The organism is Streptococcus sp. UBA4344 (assembly GCF_002393675.1).
GTDB lineage: Bacteria > Bacillota > Bacilli > Lactobacillales > Streptococcaceae > Streptococcus > Streptococcus vicugnae.
In genome coordinates this window covers 1-20,363 of the sequence record NZ_DGTE01000040.1, presented here as the reverse complement: position 1 = coordinate 20,363, position 20,363 = coordinate 1, and the positions used below count along the sequence as shown (strand labels likewise).

Below are 20,363 nucleotides of genomic sequence, written 5' to 3'. Positions count from 1 at the left end.
AGCTTTTTTTAGTGTTATGATAAAATTAAAACGTCCCTTGAGATTTGCTTAAGGGTAATAAGTAAATAAGTCAAGTGTTTGAAGTATTTCAACACACTTATGACTAGGTTAATCCAACAAATCCATTGATTATAATCACAAAGGATTGCCAATACACTTATCATTAGCAATTGAATGCACCTGCTTTCTATTGTTATTGTTAACGTTAATGTTAATGTTAATACTATTTTATCATTAATAAGTAAATCAGAAATCGATGGAAGAAAGAAAATGTGCAATAAGAATTATTATTTAGGACCATCGACCTAAAATTCTTATTGCTCTTTTATTTACATATGCAAAAAATAGATTTTCCTTATAAAGCTAAAAGATATAAACATATTGATAAACGATTATCATTCAATAAAGTAAAGAAATATGTTATGAATCCTGAAAAAATTGCTAGACATAGTTTTTTACCCTTTCTTCATTACAAATTAATTTTTGAAAAATTTTTAGGATACTCTGATTTTTATAATGGGGAAAATAAAAAAATAAAAGAAAGAGATATTTATTATGCAGCACATATGGATAGTTATATTTATCGATACTATGCTGATAAGTTGAATGATTTATACAATGATTTTACTGCAAAAAATGGAATTGATGAAGTGGCAACTGCTTATCGTAATAATAAGCCAGGAAAAAGTAATATTAACCATGCTGCAGAAGTAATTGCCAAAATTAATTCGTATAAAAGTGCTCTGATTATTGTTGGAGATTTTACATCTTTTTTTGACAAATTAGATCATAACTTATTGAAAGAACGCTTACAAAAAGTGTTAGCAAAATCAGTACTACCTACTGACTGGTATAATATTTTTAGGTCTATAACCAAGTTTGGATATTTGGAGAAAGAGAGCCTAGAAAACTCGCAAAGTGAGCTTGTCAAAAAAGATAAAGGTTCGTTTAGTTATTTTGAAAAAATAAAGGATTTTTGGAAGTATAAAAAGGGTATTAAAGTTAAAAGAAATACTAATAATTATGGTATTCCTCAGGGAAATGCTCTGAGCGGTATTTTAGCAAATATTTATGCTATTGATTTTGATTCTAATTTATTAAAACTTGCTAATGAATATAATGGAATTTATAGACGATATTCAGATGATTTTATTTTAGTTCTAGATACTCCTGATTTAGAAATCGATATTATAACAGATAAAATATTATTATGGGCTAATAATAATAAGATAAAATTGCAACCTGATAAAACAAAAAAATTTAAATTGGTAGAAGGAAAAATTTGTACTCTGGATTTGATACCAGCTAGTATTGACTATTTAGGTTTTAAGTTTGATGGGCATAATGTTAAAATGAGGGAGAAAAGTATTTATAAATTTTATCGAAATGCTAGAAAACTGATTTTTAAGTCAAAAAAGATACAAGAAAAATTAGGATTGAGCAAAATGCCAAATAGACATAAAATTTATGCTTTGTATACAGATTTTGGTTATTCAAATAAATATCCAAGTAATTTTATTTCATATGCAAAGCGCTCACAAAAGATTTTTGATAAAGTATCACCTGAAACAAATAATTTGATGTTGAATCAAATTAAGAACAGAAAGAAAAAAATTGAAAAAGCCTTAGGCTATAAGATTCATTCTAGAGTATAAGTTATTTATCTATAGAATCACCAGATTTTCTGGTGATTTTTCTTTTCCTTTTTTCGAATAGATAGGTAGGAGGAAAAGTAATGCGATATGTAATGATTTTTGGACTGGTGATTCTTGCGTTTTTCTTTCATTGTGGGGACGCTAAGGCTGAAGCGCCAGATAATATTTATTTTGTAACGCTTGATGAGGTTAAAGCCAAAATGGCAGCTAAAGAAGATTTCTATTTATTAACTGGTCGTCTTGATAATGTTGATACTCAAAATGCTTTAGACAGACTCAGTCAAATTGATCAAGTGATTTATTGCCTTGATACCAAAGACATTGATTACGTTGCTTACAAAAAGTTTGCCAAGAAATACAATATCAGAACTATGACACATTTGGCACATTTCCGTGGCAAATACCAATTTGCAGTAGCCAATGTCCTAACAGCTGACCTAGCAGGATTTTTCGCGGTTTAAGTTAAAATCTGTTAACTTCTTTAAAATTTGTTATACTAAAGCTGACATAAAAACACATCGCAGTTGGTAGTCTGTGAGTACAACATGTATCAGTAACCTTCCCCTTCCGAGGTCGTCCATTGTCAATTTTTTTAAGGAGGGGCTGTTATGAAAATGACAGTATATTTTGATGGGGCATTTTGGTCGGCTTTGATTGAATTTACGGATTCGAAGAAACGTTACAAGGCTTTTCGTTACGTGTTTGGTAAAGAACCAAAGGATAATGATATTCTAAACTTTATTGATGTTTCTTTGGGAAAATGGCTGTGCAGGTATGATAAGGTCGAAGTAAGCTCTGAGTTTTCAGCGCCAGCTATTTCACAGAAAAACGAAATCCAAAACGAGTGCAACGTGATATCAATAAGGCAAAGTGTAAGCCTGTGGTGTCAACGAAAGCTCAGCTTGCTATGCAGGAAATGCGTGAGGAAGTCAAGAAAGCTCAAAAGTCTAAGCGAAAGGTGAAGCGTGAGCTAGAAAAGGAACGAAAATACTTGCTTAGGCAAGAAAAGCGTCATCAGAAAAAGCGGGGACATTGAAAAGAAAAAAGTTTAAGTTTTCTGTAAGAAAAAATTTAGATTTAGTTAAGCAAGCAGCTCTATACTATAAACAATCCTAAATAAACTTTCTTTTTCATAGTATGGGTAGTTGAGCTACCTGTAATCTCCTAAAGAATTCCAGCCTAGCAGCTGGAATTTTTTTGTATAAAAAGCATCTGGGTTAGGATATTTTTCCAAGACGTCGCGTGTTGTTGATGACGATAAAATAACACCCTAGCTTTGGCAAGCAGGGTGTTTTTCTTATGTTAGATTTACACAAATCTTACTTGTTGTTGACTATGTTATAGCATGAAGTAACTTTTATTGTCAAAGAAGCATGTTTCAATCTTAATCAAGATATTCTTTGATTGCGGTATCAGTTGCGATACGTCCAAATGTGAAGATATCTGTTAGTGAGTTACCACCGAGTCGGTTACCTGCGTGGAGTCCACCTGCAACTTCACCAGCAGCAAAGAGACCTTTGATAATTTTGCCATCTTCGTTGATGACATGGGCGTGAGTATCGATTTTTAGACCACCCATCGTGTGGTGTGTTGCTGGTTTACGTGGTGTTGCGTAGAATGGTGCTTTTTCGACTTTGAGGTCGAAGGCACCTTTGTCAAATTCAGGGTCATGACCAGCGTCAACGTATGAATTGTAATTGGTAATTGTTTTTACCAAAGTAGCTGGGTCAATGTTGATTTGCTCAGCCAATTCTTCCAAGGTATCAGCCTTAAAGAGGGTACCAGCTTCAACTTGGGCATCGATTTTTTCTTGGCTAGTGTTGTAGGCTGTTTCTTTGATATTTTCATCGGCGATAAGATAGAAGAGACCACCGTTATCAATAGCTGCTTGAGATAATTGGTCACGGCTACCATATTCATCGACGAATCGTTTACCTTTGGTATTGACCATGATGAAGTTTGCTGGCGGAACTTGCAAACCTGTGAAGAGAGCACCAGTAACTGGGTCTGATACGGGCATCATTTGGCTGAATCCCATACCGACAAGGTCTGCACCAACAGATTGACCAAGTAGGATACCGTCACCAGTAGCAGCAGGTGTATTTGATGTCGCAATGTCATCATCGATTTCTGACCAATAAGTGTTGTATTGTTGAAGCATTTTAGTATTGGCAGCAAAACCACCTGTTGTCAAAATGACTGCTTTACCGTTGACTGTAATAGTTTGACCGTTACGTCCGCTACCTTTAACACCTGTAACAACACCGTCTGTAACAATAAGTTCTTTAACTTGGGTATCTGTTAGAATGATTCCTCCGTTTTTCAAAACGAAATCTTTCAAAACAGCGATGTAGGCAACGCCCATTGGAACTTTTGGTTTATGACCACGACGCCAAATAGCACCAACTGGCATAGTTACCTCGTCACGTAGAAATTCGACACCGATATTTTCCAACCAGCGAACAGATTCAAGAGCATGTTCTGTTAGAACACGAATAAGTTCATAATTACCGTGGATTTCATGCCCTTTGAGGTCTTTACGTTTACCGCCAAGATAAGTTTGGATACGGTAGAGAAGTTTTGAGTCAAAAAGATAAGTTGGGTCTTTGAGATACTCTTCGATTTCAGATTTGAGGGCACGGAAATCTGGTAAGAATTCTGGGTCGATAGTTGCTTCATCAATATCATGCAATTCTTGCAGATTGTGGGCTTCACCTGGGTTAGCAGCAAATGTATTTTGCCAAGCAGGGTCAGGTGCATTCATTGGACCACCAGCGCGGACAGTGTTTCCGCCGACTGCTGGGAATTTTTCAACGAGGATGACTTTTTTACCAGCTTGAAGGGCTCGAGCAGCTGCTGTTAAACCAGCACCGCCCCCACCGACAATGACAAGTTCTGTGTCGTAAGTTTTGTCTTCTTTATCAAGAGCTGAAGGAGCTTTTGGACGTGAACGAAGGGCGTCAGGATTAGCACCAGCTTGGCGCACCGCACGCGCGACCCCATTTAGGACACCTTTTGAAGTAACTGAAGCACCAGAAATGGCATCGACATTAAGGGTTTGACCTTCGATGATTTCATTTGGAATGCGGGTGAAGACCACATCAGCAATTCCTCCTGTTTCACCAGATGAATCAATATCGATGGCTTCGATGCGTTCTTCTGAAAGGGTTACTGACATTGGAAGGTCACCGTTGTGTCCGACCGTTGTGACTTGGTAAGTACCAGGTTCAAAGCGTACGTCTTCAGGTTCGTTGAGCTGATTAGCAATCGTTGCAAAGCGAACAAAGCGGAAGAAGCAAGATTCTAAGAAATCAATTGTGCCTTGGTCTTTGAGGTCGCCATTTTCATCAAAAGCTTGATGAGCAAGACCGAGTAAAAATTCACTACCTGGCATGACAACAGCATTAACACCAGGAGCATCTAGAATTTGGCGAAGATGGAGCTGTGCGCGTGAAGACCCTTGGATACCATAAGAAGCTCCAACAATCATGACAGGCTTACCAGTCAATGGATGAATGTTAAATGATAGCCACTCAATCAGACTGTTTAAGCTTGATGGGATAGTGTGATTATGTTCAGGTGTAGCAATAATCACACCGTCAGCTTCAGTGATTTTGGTGTTGAAATTTTGAATAACAGCAGATTCTGTTTGGTCATCTGTTTCGTTAAACATTGGGACATCAGTGATTTCTAAAAGCTCAATATCTGCTTGTTTAGCAAAATGTCTTGCCATATATTGTAGTAAAAGTCGATTATATGATTTTTTAGCATTGGTTCCAACGATAGCAACTAATTTCATAAATGCACCTCCTAGTTGACTTCCCAAGCGAAAGCTTTTTTACGGTCAGTATCATCCTTGCTGACAATTTGATTGGTAATCTCAACGAAAGCTTGGAATTCTTTAAAATTCTCCTCAAGCTCAGCTACCTTTTCAGGATTATTAAGATTATTTTCATCGTCTAAAACTTGTTCGGAGTGACCGAGAAGAAACTCGATTCCAGGCATGATACGTGCTTTCAACTCAGGAGCGTCTAAGATTTGGCGGAGGTGTGCTTGTGCACGTGAAGTTCCAAGAGCACCAAGAGAAGCACCTACAATCATAGTTGGTTTATTGACAAGAGCGCGACTAGTGTAGGCAATCCATTCGAGAGCAGAAGATAAAGGCGATGGGATAGTATGGTCATACTCAGGCGTTGCAATGATAACACCATCTGCGCTAGCAATTTTCTCAGAAAATTCTGCGACACTAGCAGGAGCTAGCTTGTCTTCAGGTTCGTTGAAAGCTGGCAAATCTTTGATTTCAAGAAGTTCAATGTTAGCCTTATCTGAAAAATGCTTTGCCATAAATTTTAACAACTTACGGTTGGTAGAACGCTCAGAATTCGTTCCGACAATAGCAACTAATTTCATATAATCTACTCCTTTTTTACAAATTGTTACTTTCATCATACTCTTTTTTTAGAATAATTGAAAACGTTTTTGCTATAAAGGTAGAAGATTAATTTTCAAATGAACATAAAATAGAAGAAAAAAGCCCGATGAAAATCAGGCTTTTAAACTATTTCCCCTCCAAATAAACCTTAAGCATTTTCTTCTGCGGGGTTGCCATGGGGTATTGTGCAATCACCTTTTGAAATAGAATATCAATAATTGGAAATATATTCATTTGGAGTGCGTTCCTTAGATTCATGTATAATTTTTATAACTTCCTCTCTTTTTGAGGCATCAATAAAATGTACAAGATTATTAGCAGTTAATTCTATTAATTTATCTTTTCCTAGGATAGCGGATAAATTACGAACTTTTGATTTTAAATCTATAGTAGATTGTATTTCTGTGTTGCCATAGTGTAGAATGATTATTTCCATACGTAATGGGAATGGGAGGGAAGTTATGTTATCTAATTCAGCAAATATTTTTTTGAAAATTTCTTGATCTAACACATCTAATGAGTGACCGTATATTATGACACGTATAAGTTTGTTATATTTATTAAAGTCAAAAAATGAACGATATTTTGAACCTGTTTTTTTAACAATTCTTTGAAATGTTTTTTGAAAATCTATTAAATCATCATCAATGATATTGTGGTTAGTGTCTTCAATTCCAAGTACTAAATTTGTTGTTTCAATTGTATCTTTCGCAAAATTTAGTTTTCCATGAATATAATGAACGTTATCATTTGAGACATTACATAATTGTTGAGCAGTATCGGTATAATTAAACGTTAGTATATCATCAATTTGTCCGAATGGAGATAAGATTTCTGGAATTTCAAATTTACTTTTATCCTCAACTCTATTGAGGTAGGTTAAATATAATTCAAGTAGGAATGTAAAAGAGTTTAGCGCTTTAACTAGTATATCATGATATTCTTCAAAAACAGTGGTTAGGTTGCTAGGTTGTGGTGGTTGATAAGCGCGGTTAGGGCTAAAATTAGGGTGGAATGTATACCTAATATCTCTAATTAAGAAATTGATATGAGTACTGTTTGGCAAAAAAGAAAAGTGCTTTTCAATTTTTTTGGTAAATGTTTTGAGTTCGTTATTGGTAAGAAAATTGTCGATAAATAGTTTTGTATACTCTTCTTCTAACTCTTCAGTTTTTCCTTTTAATTCTACAAAGCCGTTGATTAAATGAGAAATATGTTGTTCAAGACTTGACCAGTTATCGAGAGAATCTTTATTAAGAAGTATAAAGTCTAAAATAGGATTTTTAAATTTAGAAAAGAAATCATAGTAGGATAAACTGATTTCATAATTAGATTCTGAGGACATTTTTTTAAATTCACTATTAGTTTCCACTACATTTAAAAGGGAATTAAGGTTAATAGGATTACATTTTTCAATTTCTTCTTGAAGTTTTTCTTCTATAGCTGCTATAAACGTTTCATCTGTAGGATATTGAATACCTCGTCCGTAAAAAGAATCATAAAAGTTGTTAAATGTTGCTTCTTTTCCTCTAAAAGGAACTTCACATTGAAAATATTTGTAATACTTGTCTAAATGCTTTAATTTTTCTTTGGTAAGGTTACGCAAATTAGTCTGCTCACTATCTTTTTTTATTAGGAAATCAATAAATTCTGAAACAATATTCACCTGAAATTCTTTATACTGATTAATAAAAGACTCTTTACCATATAAAGTGTAATTATCACACAAAGAATGTGATATTGATTCGTTGGGAAATCCTGTTATTTGACAAGCAAATTTAATAAAATCTTCATAACTGGTTTTACGCTTGATTGCAAGATCAAAACCATTACCGATTACTAAAATATTTTTTATTTTCAATTCTGTTTAAATCTCCTTTCCTAAATACTCTTTAAGCATTTTCTTCTGCGGGGTTGCCATGGGGTATTGTGAGAGTTGGTCTTGTGGAATCCAGCGGAGTTCTTTGGTGGTCGTGAAGTCAGTTGTTGTTACGCTTCCTTCGATGAGCTCAATGGTCCACTTTTGGTGGCTGAAGGTGTGTTTGACAGCTGGAAATGTCTTACTTGTCCAATTTGGCTTGAGCTGATAATCGTCTTCAAATCTTGATTTTTGTGAAATGGTCTGAAGCGCAGCATTATTTTTTTCAAATAAGTCAAGTTGCTGTCCGATAACATCAGTTTCCATGATTGGAAATGACCAGAATCCTCCCAGTAATCGTCCGTCAAGATTTTTTTCCATTAAGAAATCGCCGTCACTGTTACGAATGACAAAGGCTTGAATTTGGATCGGTTTTGGTTTTTTCTTAGGAAGTTTTATAGGATATTTGTCGTAAGTTCCGTGTAGATAAGCTGCGCTGAAAAATCGAATCGGTGATTCATCTGGACGAGGGTTCTTAGCTGATTCGATATCCGTTCCAAGGTCCATCAGTGCTTGGTTAAAATCACCAGGACGCTCTGGGTCGATGAGTACTTTCATAATAGCTTGGAAAATTTTTCGATTTTTAGGGTCACCAATATCGTAATTGACCTCGAAAAGCCTAGCCATCACGCGCATGACATTGCCATCAACAGCAGGTTCAGGAAGCCCAAAAGCGATACTAGCAATCGCGCCAGCCGTATAAGGGCCGATACCTTTCAGCGAAAGAATGTCCTTGTGATTGTCAGGAAATACCCCGCCAAAATTTTCCATGATTTCTTGCGCAGCTTTTTGCATGTTGCGCACGCGAGAGTAGTAGCCAAGCCCTTCCCAAGCTTTGAGTAATTTTTCTTCAGGAGCATTAGCCAGTGACTCGATGGTTGGAAACCAGTCTAAAAAGCGCTCATAGTAAGGAATAACAGTAACTACTTGAGTTTGCTGCAGCATAATTTCAGATATCCAAATGTGGTAAGGATTTTTTGTCCTGCGCCAAGGCAAATCACGTTTTTCATTATCGTACCAATTAAGCAGGGTGCGTCGAAAAGAAGCAATCTTTTCAGCATCCCACATGTCGATACCGTAGTCTTTCAAATTAGTCATGTTTCCATTGTAGCAAAGATTGATTTTTAAAGGTAATAAAAGTTCTTAGAAAAAATTTGATAAAAAAGCTCATATCTCTTGACAAAAGGTAAGCGGTTACATTATAATAAAAGTGTAAAGAAGGATGACAAAAGAAACGAAGTAAGGAGGTAACAGTTCTTATGATGAAACCACATGTCGCCCGGTATAAAAATGGTGATAAAGTCTCTAGTCGGAGTTAAGTAGGCACAGTTAACTTTACGTAATGGAGGTGGCGCTTATGTTGACATTAAACTTAGGTCGCTATAAAAATGGTGATTAGGTGCTTTGTTTAGCCATAAAGATTTATACCTCAAAAAATCTCATAACATTGTAACATTGAAAATTTAACACATCGGAGGAACGTCTTATGTTGATGATAAATGTAGGTCGTTACAAAAATGGAGACTAACAACTAGTTGGATTTAAGTCAATAAAGGAGTGATGTCACATTTTAGATGAAAATTATAATTGGAAGTGAACGATTAGAAATAGCTAGCGCAAAAAATATTACCGGTTGATTTTGTTGCTAGTAACAGTAGTAATCGAATGGGCTTCTAATCATATTGCTTCCATGTTCAAAAGCTTTTAATGAAAGTTGTAATAGATATGAAAGCAATCAATGTAAGTCGTTACAAAAATGGAGACTCAAAACACATGTGGCGACGAGTAAATCGCTACATGAGAAAAAAACAAACAATCGGATGATTATTATCATTGCTCAGTGAGTATTTTCAGTTAAATGGAGGTATCTTATGAATGTAGCAAGATATAAAAATGGTGATACTTTAGCTAGTCGCATAAAATAGCTAAAGGAGTGATACCAATGTAAATTGTAGTAGATAAAATATCATGGAGGTATATGTACAATGCTGAAAATGAATTTAAATCGCTATAAAAACGGAGATAATGATCTAACAGCCTAACTCCTTATGAGAATGGTATGTTGGATAACATACGAAAAAAATATTTTTTAGAGAGGCTGGGCAAGAGTACCCAGCTTCTTTTTTATGGCTTTAAAATGATAGAATTGCCATCATCGCAAAATTAACGAAAAAAATTCGAAAATTAAAACGCATCGAATTATATGAAATTATGTTAGCCCAGAGTAAGGAGATTGATCGGCTAAGAGATGAACTATCTAAAGCTAATGAAAAGCTAACAGATCAAGAAATAAAACTAACCCAAGCCGGTTCCATTGCAGAAGCTTCTCTTAGCTTGACGAAGGTCTTTGAAGAAAGTCAAAAAGCAGCAGACTTATACCTTAAAAATGTCAAGAAAATGAATGGAGAAGTAATCAATGAAAATGGATAAATAAAGTTGAACTTCCAACTACTAGCGAAATGAACTGCACCCCATTCGTTAGATTTTTTGTCTAACTTTTGGGGTGCAGTTCAGTTTCTCGCCTTTTTATTGTTGTTTCTGTTTCGCTTTCACAAAAAATCTGTTAAGTAAATTTGAATATTATATTAAAACTTAAAGACAAAACTTAATTTTATGAATTGTTCAACAATTTGTGCTATAATTAATCTTATACTAGCTAAAAAAGCGAGGTAAAGGATATGTGGGTTGTTAGAAAGATGTATTGGCGCAGTGGACAACAATATGTTCAAGCACAAAAGATTTTTGAAAGTCGTGAAGAAGCTAATGCCTTTAGAAAAGGATTAGATTTTGCGACAGAACTTTATGAAACGAATCTAGTGGTTTCTAATAAAGGTGATTTCTAAACAAAGGAGCAGATACGAACTGCTTTTTTGTTTTTGAACAATAAAATAACATCATTTTGTAACACACAAATCTCTTGCACATTAAAACAAGGTATAGTATAATAGTTTATTGTGAGTACGCCTCACTTACTCGTGATAATGTTCACGGGTCATTAGACCAAAAGGAGGAAAAATATCAATGGCTAAATACGAAATTCTTTACATTATTCGTCCAAACATTGAAGAAGAAGCTAAAAACGCTTTGGTAGCACGCTTTGACTCTATCTTGACTGACAACGGTGCAACTGTTGTTGAATCAAAAGACTGGGAAAAACGTCGTCTTGCATACGAAATCAAAGATTTCCGCGAAGGACTTTACCACGTTGTTAACGTTGAAGCAGAAGATGCTGTGGCTCTTAACGAGTTCGACCGTCTTTCAAAAATCAACGGTGACATTCTTCGTCACATGATCGTTAAACTTGACGCGTAAGAAGGTATTTTATGATTAATAATGTAGTACTTGTCGGTCGCATGACCCGCGATGCAGAACTCCGTTACACACCATCTAATCAAGCAGTTGCGACATTTACACTTGCTGTAAACCGTAACTTCAAGAATCAAAATGGTGAACGCGAAGCAGATTTTATTAACTGTGTGATTTGGCGTCAGCAAGCTGAAAACTTGGCTAACTGGGCTAAAAAAGGCACATTGGTTGGTGTTACTGGTCGTATCCAGACTCGTAACTATGAAAACCAACAAGGCCAACGTGTTTACGTAACTGAGGTCGTTGCAGATAATTTCCAAATCTTGGAAAGTCGTGCTACACGTGAAGGCCAATCAGGTGGTTCTTACAACGGTGGATTTAATAATAATTCATCATTTGGTGGAGCTTCTAATGGTGGTTTCTCATCACAACCTTCACAACAAACACCTAACTTCGGTCGTGACGAAAGCCCATTTGGTAATTCAAACCCAATGGACATTTCAGATGACGATCTTCCATTCTAATGGATATGGACACCTCAAGTGTTAAACTTGAAACAACAATAATATAAAGGAGAATAAAACATGGCTCAACAACGTCGTGGCGGATTCAAACGCCGTAAAAAAGTTGATTACATCGCAGCTAACAAAATTGAATATGTTGATTACAAAGATACTGAGCTTCTTAGCCGTTTCGTTTCAGAACGTGGTAAAATTCTTCCACGTCGCGTAACTGGAACTTCAGCTAAAAACCAACGTAAAGTAACAACAGCTATCAAACGCGCTCGCGTTATGGCTCTTATGCCATTCGTAAACGAAGACTAATTCGTTGCGGTGATCAGAAAAAAACGACTTCGAAAGAGGTCGTTTTTTTGTGTGGAAAAATCTTTTTTGAGTTTACAAGTTGAAATTATTGTTTTATAATAATTTCAAGAATGCGATTATTGTAAAACAATAATTTAGAGGGAGACTTATGAAAAAGATTGTTTTAAAAGTTGGAAGAGAAGTTGTTAAAATAATACGCTATCTATCGGTTGTAGGTATGATTTTGATGGGATTTGGTATCTTTGCAGTATTTTTTGCTGGGCAAAATCACGGTGGCTTATTTACTTTGGATTATGGGTATCAAAGTATTCAAGTCTCTGTTTGGATTCCGATTGTTATCTTAATAATGGCTATGATTATTTTTTACCTTCTGTTTAGGATAATGCGAGCTTTGGATAAGTTGTTGATAAATTTTCAAGATGAAGAGTATTTTTGCTCCGAAAACATCAATTTGCTTTCTAAAGTTCTTCTTTACCAGATTTTATTCACAGGTATTCAATTACTTGTTAACATCTCATTTAATTTTTCTAAAATAGCCGATGCAAGTAGCTTATTTGATTTATCTTTAAAAGATTATCTTGTGAATATTGTCTTTATTATTATCAATGATATTGCTATTATTGTGCTAAAACGTGGTTATGAATTGCAAAAAGACCACGACGAGATTATTTGATATGGAAGAAATAAAAGTACATTTAGATAAGGTGTTAAAATCAAGAAATATTACCTCTAAGGAGCTGGCTGAGAAAATAGGAATCACTGAGGCAAATTTGTCTATTTTGAAGACTGGAAAGGCAAAAGGGGTCAGGTTTAATACCTTGATGAGTATTTGTAGAGAGTTGGATTGTCAGCCGGGAGATATTTTAGAATATAGGAGAGATTATGATGAAAATAATTAAGGTTTTGGGAGTGGCTTTATTATTTGGACTATTATCGGGTTGTGGCATTATCTCAGAAGCTACTTATGATACCGCTGGTGCCATTAAAACTGAAAGTAGTAAAACTTATCAAAGTGAAGAAGAACAACTAAATGTTAAAGACATTTTGGTGGTAAATAAAGACGAGGTTTTACCTTTAGAGAATCACTTTTCTGGAACAGTGTATATCATGTTTACAAAAGAAGATTTGAAAAAAGGTCTGAAGACTGATTTTTTACTGAATGACAAATCATTAACAGATGTTAAAGAAGGCAGTCAGGATGATTTCAATATTCGTTACCACAAGAAAACATATTTCTCAGCTAAAAAAATTACGGTTGAAAATCTTGATCAGATTAAAATGACCTCAACTTGGTCAGATGACATTGTTTTAAGTTTGCGTTCTAAATAAAAATAACCTCACTAAACATTATGCTTAGTGAGGTTTTCTTTTTATCGTTGTGGTGTCATTGCATTAAGGATGTTAAATTTCTTTTGAAGGAAGTAACGTCCGACAAGTGATGCAAGACCGATGATAAGCATTACGATAGGTGGCAATTGTGGGTTAAGAACTGCTGGTAGGAAGGCGGTAGCTGTGTATAGGAGAATCCATCCTAGCATAGCCAAACCAAGTACCAAGATAGTTTTACCAAGTCCTGGACGTTCGCTCTTAGGTTTACCAGCGTGGCGGTAGATGAAGTGGTAAGTTGCGTACATAGCAGCACCACCGCCAAAACCAAGGGCAAGCAATGAGAAGAGTCCAGAGCTTGTTGTTGCTGAATTGAAGAATCCCATAAGAGCGTTAAGAAGGGCAACAACACCGACGAAAAGAAGTGAAGTGTCTAACCACATCAACCATGGGTTATCATTTTTCTTTTCTTGTTTTGCTTTGGTATCAGAAGCTTTTTCAGTGAAAGAAGCAGCCCAAACTGTTGGTGCACCAAGAAGGGCGCGAGCAGTCAATCCTTTTTTCTGGTTTTCGATAATTGTAGGTAAAACTTCTTCCAAAATTGCTTTGATTTCTTCGTCAGATTTGCCATCTTCAATCAATTGATTAGTAGCAATATGAACGAATTCCTGATTTTTTTTAGTAAGATTAGATAAATTCATAATATATTCTCCTGTATGTAAGGTCTTATAAGATAAAGCCAGTTATTAGTTAGAGAAAACAAAATCGCTTGCTTTTTCTAACTAGTAAGTGCCTTTAGAAAGTAAATACCATGCAAATTAATAAGTTTAGCCGCAACAATGATTGAAAAGTTATGACGAGAGAAAAGTGATTCGATATTAATCACTTTTCGAGCTAGTAAGTGGTTTAGGTTGTCTCAAAATAGAGACAACCGTATTTTTACTAGTAACCTATGGTTACAGTAAAAATTAACCAATTAAAACCATTTCTTTCTGAAGAAGTAGAATACTACTGATAAGCTCATGGCGGCTGCGATAAAGACAATGTACCAAAAGGCATGTGGTAGACCGTTTAGTGGCAACCAGTTGTTTTGGAAGTTCATCCCATAGGCTGAAAAGATAACTGTTGGGATATCAAGTGCCATTGTCATTAAAGCTAGTGTTTTCATGATGGTATTCTGGTTGTTGTTGATGATTGAAGCAGTTGTTTCAGTCATGGCATTCAAGACATTTTCATAAATGCCAGCCATTTCGATGGCCTGTTGCGTTTCAATCAGTGTATCTTCAAGCAAATCTTCATCTTCGATATATTTTTTCAAAGAGCTGGTACTACTCGAAAGTTTTTTAACGATACGCTCGTTGAATTTCAATGAGGCTTTCAAGTAGACGATAGATTTTTCCAACTCCATCATGTCGATTAATTGCTCATTACGTGTAGCATTTTCCAATTCAGCTTCGATTCGGTCGCTTTGACGGTCGATAGAACGAAGGGCTGTTAGGAATAGCTCAGCATTGCGATAAAGCAATTGGAAAACAAAGCGTGTCTTCATAAATGTGTAGAAGTTTTTGACGCGATGATTGAAAAAGTTATCAAATAATGTTAGTTCTTGTAAACACGTTGTGATAACAGCATTGTCAGTGACAATGATACCGAGCGGAATGGTCACATAATAGCTTTTATTATTACGTTCTTCGTAGGTTGGAACGTCCACGATAATCAATGTATAATCATCTTCAACAGAGATACGTGATGTTTCTTCAAGGTCGAGTGGCGCACGAAGGTCTGTAATATCAATATTAAATTGTTCGGATAGTTGAACAGATTCTTCCTGGGAGGGGTTGACCAAATTAATCCAAGCTCCTGGCTCGAATGTATTGATTTCTTTAAACTCTAACGCTGTTGATAGAAACATTTGTTCCATAAAAACAACCCCTCCTTTTACGATGAGATACAAGAACTTTTAAACTGTAGTAAGTTAGGCCCACCAGCGATAGTGCCATGTCAAGCTCTTGTTCATTTTTTATTTGTAAAATTGAAGCCACCAATGGTTCGGTGAATAAAATTCTACATACTAGTCTATTATACTACAATTAGCAGTTTTTGGGGACAGAGAAAAGTAGAAAATTTGTTATAATGAAATAAGAAGAAAATGTACTCGCAAAGAAAGGATGGAAAGCTAAGCGTGGTCTAGTGTCAAGCTTAGCTTATCTCATAGATTATGCAAGATAAATTAATTATTCGAGGGGCTAGGGCCCATAATTTAAAGAATGTCAATGTTGAAATTCCGCGTGACAAATTGGTGGTTGTAACAGGTTTGTCAGGATCAGGAAAATCTAGTTTGGCATTTGATACGATTTATGCTGAAGGGCAACGTCGCTATGTGGAAAGTCTTTCAGCTTACGCACGTATGTTTCTTGGTAATATGGAAAAACCAGATGTTGATTCGATTGAAGGTCTCAGCCCTGCCATTTCCATTGACCAAAAAACGACGAGTAAAAACCCTCGTTCAACAGTAGGGACAACGACAGAAATCAATGATTATCTGCGTCTTTTGTATGCACGTGTGGGGACACCATACTGTATCAACGGGCATGGTCCAATCACGGCATCATCTGTTGAACAGATTGTTGATAAGGTATTGGAATTGCCTGAGCGCACAAGAATGCAAATTTTAGCGCCTGTTGTGCGTCGCAAAAAAGGTCAACACAAGACGATTTTTGATCGCATTCAAAAAGATGGTTATGTACGTGTACGCGTGGATGGTGACATTTTTGATATTTCAGAAGTTCCTGAGTTGTCTAAGAGTAAAATGCACAACATCGAGATTGTTGTGGACCGTTTGATTAATAAAGAGGGCATTCGTTCACGTCTTTTTGATTCTGTAGAAGCTGCGCTTCGTTTGGCTGATGGTTATGTCATCATCGATACCATGGACGGCAATGAATTGCTTTTTTCTGAACATTATTCATGTCCAGTATGTGGCTTTACTGTTCCCGAATTAGAACCACGTTTATTTTCATTTAATGCGCCATTTGGCTCATGCCCAACTTGTGATGGCTTGGGAAATAAATTGGAAGTTGACTTGGATTTGGTGATTCCTGACCGCAGTAAAACGCTTCGTGAGGGGGCTTTAGCACCATGGAATCCTATTTCATCAAATTATTATCCTGCTATGCTTGAACAGGCCATGGAAGCTTTTGGAGTTGATATGGATACGCCTTTTGAGGATTTGAGTGAAGACGAGCAAAATCTTGTGCTTTACGGTTCAGGTGAGCGTGAATTCCATTTCCACTATGTCAATGATTTCGGTGGTGAACGTAATATTGATCTTCCTTTTGAGGGTGTTGTTAACAATATCAATCGTCGTTACCATGAGACAAATAGTGATTTTACCCGCAATGTTATGCGTGGTTACATGAACGAATTGCCATGTCCAACATGTCACGGCTATCGTTTGAATAATCAAGCACTCTGCGTTCGTGTTGGTGGTGAAAATGGTTTGAATATTGGTCAGGTGTCTGATTTGTCAGTTGCTGACCACTTGGAACTCTTGAATCATCTAGAACTCTCTGAAAATGAAAAAACGATTGCCACACCAATCGTTAAGGAAATCAAAGACCGTTTGACTTTCTTAAATAACGTGGGATTGAATTACTTGACCTTATCACGTTCTGCGGGGACTTTGTCAGGTGGTGAAAGTCAACGTATTCGTTTGGCAACGCAAATTGGTTCAAACTTGTCGGGCGTGCTTTATATCCTTGATGAACCGTCAATTGGGCTTCATCAACGCGACAATGACCGTTTGATTGATAGTTTGAAGAAAATGCGTGATCTCGGAAATACCTTAATTGTCGTTGAACACGACGAAGATACTATGCGTCAAGCTGATTGGTTGATTGATGTCGGACCAGGAGCTGGTGAATTTGGTGGGCAAATCGTCGCTTCAGGAACACCAGAAGAAGTTGCTAAGAACAAGAAATCAATCACAGGGCAATATTTGTCAGGTGCAAAAGAAATTCCTGTGCCACTAGAACGTCGTAAAGGTAATGGACGTTTTCTTCGCGTACTAGGAGCTTCAGAAAATAACCTGCAAAATATCGACGTGACTTTCCCGCTTGGTAAATTCATTGCAGTCACAGGTGTTTCTGGTTCTGGTAAATCAACTTTGGTTAACAGTATTTTGAAAAAAGCTGTTGCTCAAAAATTAAATCGTAATTCTGCTAAACCTGGTAAGCACAAAGCACTTGAAGGCATTGAAAACATTGAACGCTTGATTGATATTGACCAAAGTCCAATCGGTCGTACTCCACGTTCAAATCCTGCAACTTATACAGGTGTCTTTGATGACATTCGTGACCTGTTTGCTAAGACCAATGAAGCTAAGATTCGTGGTTACAAAAAAGGACGTTTCTCATTTAACGTCAAAGGCGGACGTTGTGAGGCTTGTTCTGGTGATGGTATTATCAAGATTGAAATGCACTTCTTGCCAGATGTGTATGTGCCTTGTGAAGTTTGTCATGGCACACGCTATAACAGTGAAACGCTTGAGGTTCATTATAAAGATAAAAATATCGCTGAAATTCTCGATATGACAGTTAATGATGCGGTTGAATTCTTTGCACCAATCCCTAAAATCGCACGCAAATTGCAAACAATTAAAGACGTTGGACTTGGTTATGTTACTCTTGGACAACCAGCCACAACACTGTCTGGTGGTGAAGCACAGCGTATGAAATTGGCAAGTGAACTTCACAAACGCTCAACTGGTAAGAGTCTCTATATCCTTGATGAACCAACGACAGGTCTTCACACAGATGACATTGCTCGTCTGCTTAAAGTTCTTCAACGTTTTGTAGATGACGGAAATACTGTGCTTGTCATTGAACACAATCTTGATGTGATTAAAACAGCTGACCACATTATTGACCTTGGACCAGAAGGCGGTGTCGGTGGCGGACAAATCATTGCCACAGGCACACCAGAAGAAGTCGCTAAAGTCAAAGAGTCTTACACAGGACAGTATTTGAAGGATAAATTGAAATAAAATATTCCCAGGTGAGTTATCTTACCTGGGATTTGTGTTATAATGAAGCCGATTTATGGGAAATAGTACTTTGTTGCTATCGAGATTTATTGGAGGATTTATGTCTTATTCAAAAGAAGTTAATCGGTATGTTTTTCCATTGATTGCAACCAATATTGCACAGCTTTTGATTAATCAATTGTCACTGCATTTTGCGGTTAATGACTCAAGTGTGGCACTTTCTGGTATATCGGTGATTCAAAATTTCTTGTTTGCCTTTGGTGGGATTTTAGGCGCTTTTAGTTTATCGTTTAATATTAAAGGGGCGCGTGCTTTTGCAGAAAGTAACAAGAGCCGATTTAAAGATTTGTTGAAATCATCATTGCTTTTGGATATGCTAATTGGTCTTTTATTTATGGTCTTGTGTCTAGTTTTTGGAAAGCTTTTTCTCCAATTATTCTATGGCTTCACAGGTGATTTACTCGACTTATCAACAGCTTATCTGACTATCATGTCGCCTTATATTCTTTTGACCTTGTTGACGTTTTTATTGACAAATGTTTTAAAAGTTGAAAAGAAGACTAAACCGATTTTTGGGATTGGGCTTGCTAGCTCGCTTCTTGATGTGGTAATGAATTATTATCTAGTTCCGATTTTAGGGGTGAAGGGTGCAGCGATTTCTGCTATAACGTCATTGCTTTTAGTGGTTTTAGCTTATTTTAGCTTGGTTTCTGGTGTGATTTTTGAGGCATTGGAATCTCAGTCAACTTGTAAAAAAGAGTTAATTCTTTTTGGGGTTCCTTTGACTATTCAAGAAATTTTAGAAAGTGTCCTTTTTATCATGGTATTTGATGCTTTGATGGGACGACAAGGCTTGAAAATCCTCTCTATCTATGCGGTGATTAGTCAGTTGTTTTCAATAGTTCGTTTGCCAGCTTTTATGTATGCAGGAGCAGTTTCTATCTTCTTGCCACAGGCTAATCAAAAGCACGAAAGCAAGCGATTCATATGGGTAATTTATCGTAATAGTTATTTGGTAAGTATAATTTTTGCTGTGCTTGTGACACTTTGTGCCAATATCTTTGCTGGTTTCTTATCAAGTCAAATCAATACTAATATCATCCCGATGACTGCCTTCACTATGCTTGTCATGATTGCAACGCCACTTTATGAAAGTTCAAAAATGCTTTTACAAAGCAGTCATGCTGAAAAATGGGTTGTTAGTCTGACCAGCTTGGTTAATATAGTTTGTATTGCCATTTTGCTTGTGCTTCAAGTTCTGGGAGTTCAAACCTATCAATCACTTTACTTTGTTTATGGATTAAGCCTTGTTATTCTAAGTGTTTTATTTATCAAGAAAGCAAGAGTAATAAATTGAAAGGACCTTGTGTCTTTTCAGAATGTAGACAAACCTGTTTTTAACCTAAAATGAATTCTAACTTATCATTGCAATACTTCAATTTTAGGATTCATTTGCGAGCAAGAAAGCGACATTTTTTGTCGTGGTGAAAGTGGCTGAAGACTAATTACATCAGCCACCCGGGAGTTTTGAGGGAGTGGTACAGAACTCCAAAATTTGTAGTTCGTTGTACCACCCCCGCACAGTTGACTAGGTTGGTCGCAATTTTTGCGAAGCAAAATGAGAACTGCCAGTCAACCACTGCGACCTTTAGGAATTCCTTGGATTCCTTCAACAGTCCACTGGATTGTCGAACCTGCCGACGGCAGCACCTAAGAAAAGTATCAAAAAAAGACACAAAATCCTTTTTAGTTATGAAATTAATTTACCAGCTAAGTATTTTGCTGAAAAGGCTATGGTTTCGGGAATTTTTTGGTATAATAGCTGTAAAATACTGTCAAAGGAGAGAGACATGCTAGC

18 protein-coding genes and 1 pseudogene are annotated in these 20,363 nt (G+C 36.4%); 13 read left to right on the top strand and 6 right to left on the bottom strand.

Translation table 11 applies throughout. The features are described 5' to 3' along the window. The first annotated feature begins 335 nt into the window (after positions 1-335). From B4D49_RS07530 to B4D49_RS07520, 3 genes and pseudogenes are all read left to right on the top strand, one after another. Positions 336-1,655 carry a reverse transcriptase domain-containing protein gene (locus B4D49_RS07530; protein WP_286784018.1) on the top strand — a complete coding sequence of 440 codons (1,320 nt, stop codon included), beginning with the start codon at positions 336-338 and terminating at the stop codon, positions 1,653-1,655. 80 nt (positions 1,656-1,735) lie between these two features. Then, the gene (locus B4D49_RS07525; RefSeq protein WP_286784017.1) at positions 1,736-2,116 is read left to right on the top strand and encodes a hypothetical protein; all 381 of its coding nucleotides are present in this window, start codon (positions 1,736-1,738) and stop codon (positions 2,114-2,116) included. Positions 2,117-2,263: 147 nt separating this feature from the next. Continuing rightward, positions 2,264-2,691 (top strand): annotated as a pseudogene (locus B4D49_RS07520) (YjdF family protein). 348 nt (positions 2,692-3,039) lie between these two features. On the opposite strand, the gene B4D49_RS07515 reads toward B4D49_RS07520, so the two are convergent. The 4 genes from B4D49_RS07515 to mutY all read right to left on the bottom strand — a co-directional run bounded on the left by B4D49_RS07515 (position 3,040) and on the right by mutY (position 9,103). After that, positions 3,040-5,454 carry a flavocytochrome c gene (locus tag B4D49_RS07515; RefSeq protein ID WP_286784016.1) on the bottom strand — a complete coding sequence of 805 codons (2,415 nt, stop codon included), beginning with the start codon at positions 5,452-5,454 and terminating at the stop codon, positions 3,040-3,042. Between the two features lie 11 nt (positions 5,455-5,465). Further along, positions 5,466-6,065: an NADPH-dependent FMN reductase gene (locus B4D49_RS07510; protein WP_286784015.1), complete on the bottom strand. Its 600-nt coding sequence runs from the start codon at positions 6,063-6,065 to the stop codon at positions 5,466-5,468. A gap of 233 nt (positions 6,066-6,298) precedes the next feature. Then, positions 6,299-7,948: an AbiH family protein gene (locus B4D49_RS07505; protein ID WP_286784014.1), complete on the bottom strand. Its 1,650-nt coding sequence runs from the start codon at positions 7,946-7,948 to the stop codon at positions 6,299-6,301. Positions 7,949-7,954: 6 nt separating this feature from the next. After that, complete coding sequence (mutY, locus tag B4D49_RS07500) at positions 7,955-9,103, bottom strand: A/G-specific adenine glycosylase (protein WP_286784013.1); 1,149 nt, start codon at positions 9,101-9,103, stop codon at positions 7,955-7,957. A 1,113-nt stretch (positions 9,104-10,216) separates the two neighbouring features. Here mutY and B4D49_RS07495 point away from each other — a divergent pair. The 8 genes from B4D49_RS07495 to B4D49_RS07460 all read left to right on the top strand — a co-directional run bounded on the left by B4D49_RS07495 (position 10,217) and on the right by B4D49_RS07460 (position 13,464). After that, complete coding sequence (locus B4D49_RS07495; protein ID WP_074482602.1) at positions 10,217-10,435, top strand: DNA repair protein; 219 nt, start codon at positions 10,217-10,219, stop codon at positions 10,433-10,435. Positions 10,436-10,683: 248 nt separating this feature from the next. Beyond that, a complete protein-coding gene (locus tag B4D49_RS07490) occupies positions 10,684-10,848 on the top strand; it encodes an ATP-dependent protease (protein WP_074482549.1) in 165 nt (54 codons plus the stop codon). Between the two features lie 178 nt (positions 10,849-11,026). Continuing rightward, positions 11,027-11,317 (top strand): 30S ribosomal protein S6, encoded by a 291-nt coding sequence (gene rpsF / locus B4D49_RS07485; RefSeq protein ID WP_006531977.1) that lies wholly within the window; start codon positions 11,027-11,029, stop codon positions 11,315-11,317. 11 nt (positions 11,318-11,328) lie between these two features. Further along, positions 11,329-11,835: a single-stranded DNA-binding protein gene (locus tag B4D49_RS07480; protein WP_074560869.1), complete on the top strand. Its 507-nt coding sequence runs from the start codon at positions 11,329-11,331 to the stop codon at positions 11,833-11,835. A gap of 60 nt (positions 11,836-11,895) precedes the next feature. Then, complete coding sequence (rpsR, locus tag B4D49_RS07475) at positions 11,896-12,135, top strand: 30S ribosomal protein S18 (RefSeq protein WP_000068664.1); 240 nt, start codon at positions 11,896-11,898, stop codon at positions 12,133-12,135. Positions 12,136-12,283: 148 nt separating this feature from the next. After that, positions 12,284-12,808: a DUF2975 domain-containing protein gene (locus B4D49_RS07470; protein ID WP_286783668.1), complete on the top strand. Its 525-nt coding sequence runs from the start codon at positions 12,284-12,286 to the stop codon at positions 12,806-12,808. A gap of 1 nt (position 12,809) precedes the next feature. Then, on the top strand, positions 12,810-13,034 hold the full coding sequence (locus B4D49_RS07465; protein WP_286783667.1) for a helix-turn-helix domain-containing protein: 225 nt from the start codon (positions 12,810-12,812) through the stop codon (positions 13,032-13,034). Continuing rightward, entirely contained in the window at positions 13,018-13,464 is a 447-nt protein-coding gene (locus B4D49_RS07460; protein WP_286783666.1) for a hypothetical protein, read from the top strand. The genes B4D49_RS07465 and B4D49_RS07460 overlap by 17 nt, the downstream gene beginning before the upstream one ends. A 41-nt stretch (positions 13,465-13,505) precedes the next feature. Here the strand turns inward: B4D49_RS07460 and B4D49_RS07455 are convergent, their stop codons facing one another. Continuing rightward, positions 13,506-14,162: a DUF1129 domain-containing protein gene (locus tag B4D49_RS07455; RefSeq protein ID WP_286783665.1), complete on the bottom strand. Its 657-nt coding sequence runs from the start codon at positions 14,160-14,162 to the stop codon at positions 13,506-13,508. Between the two features lie 275 nt (positions 14,163-14,437). Continuing rightward, a complete protein-coding gene (locus B4D49_RS07450) occupies positions 14,438-15,382 on the bottom strand; it encodes a magnesium transporter CorA family protein (protein WP_132869269.1) in 945 nt (314 codons plus the stop codon). A 297-nt stretch (positions 15,383-15,679) separates the two neighbouring features. Between B4D49_RS07450 and uvrA the strand changes: the two genes are divergently transcribed. Both uvrA and B4D49_RS07440 read left to right on the top strand, forming a co-directional pair. Next, positions 15,680-18,505, top strand: coding sequence for an excinuclease ABC subunit UvrA (gene uvrA, locus B4D49_RS07445; RefSeq protein ID WP_286783664.1), 2,826 nt, complete (start codon positions 15,680-15,682; stop codon positions 18,503-18,505). 100 nt (positions 18,506-18,605) lie between these two features. Continuing rightward, positions 18,606-19,862 carry an MATE family efflux transporter gene (locus B4D49_RS07440; protein WP_286783663.1) on the top strand — a complete coding sequence of 419 codons (1,257 nt, stop codon included), beginning with the start codon at positions 18,606-18,608 and terminating at the stop codon, positions 19,860-19,862. Positions 19,863-20,363: the final 501 nt, after the last annotated feature.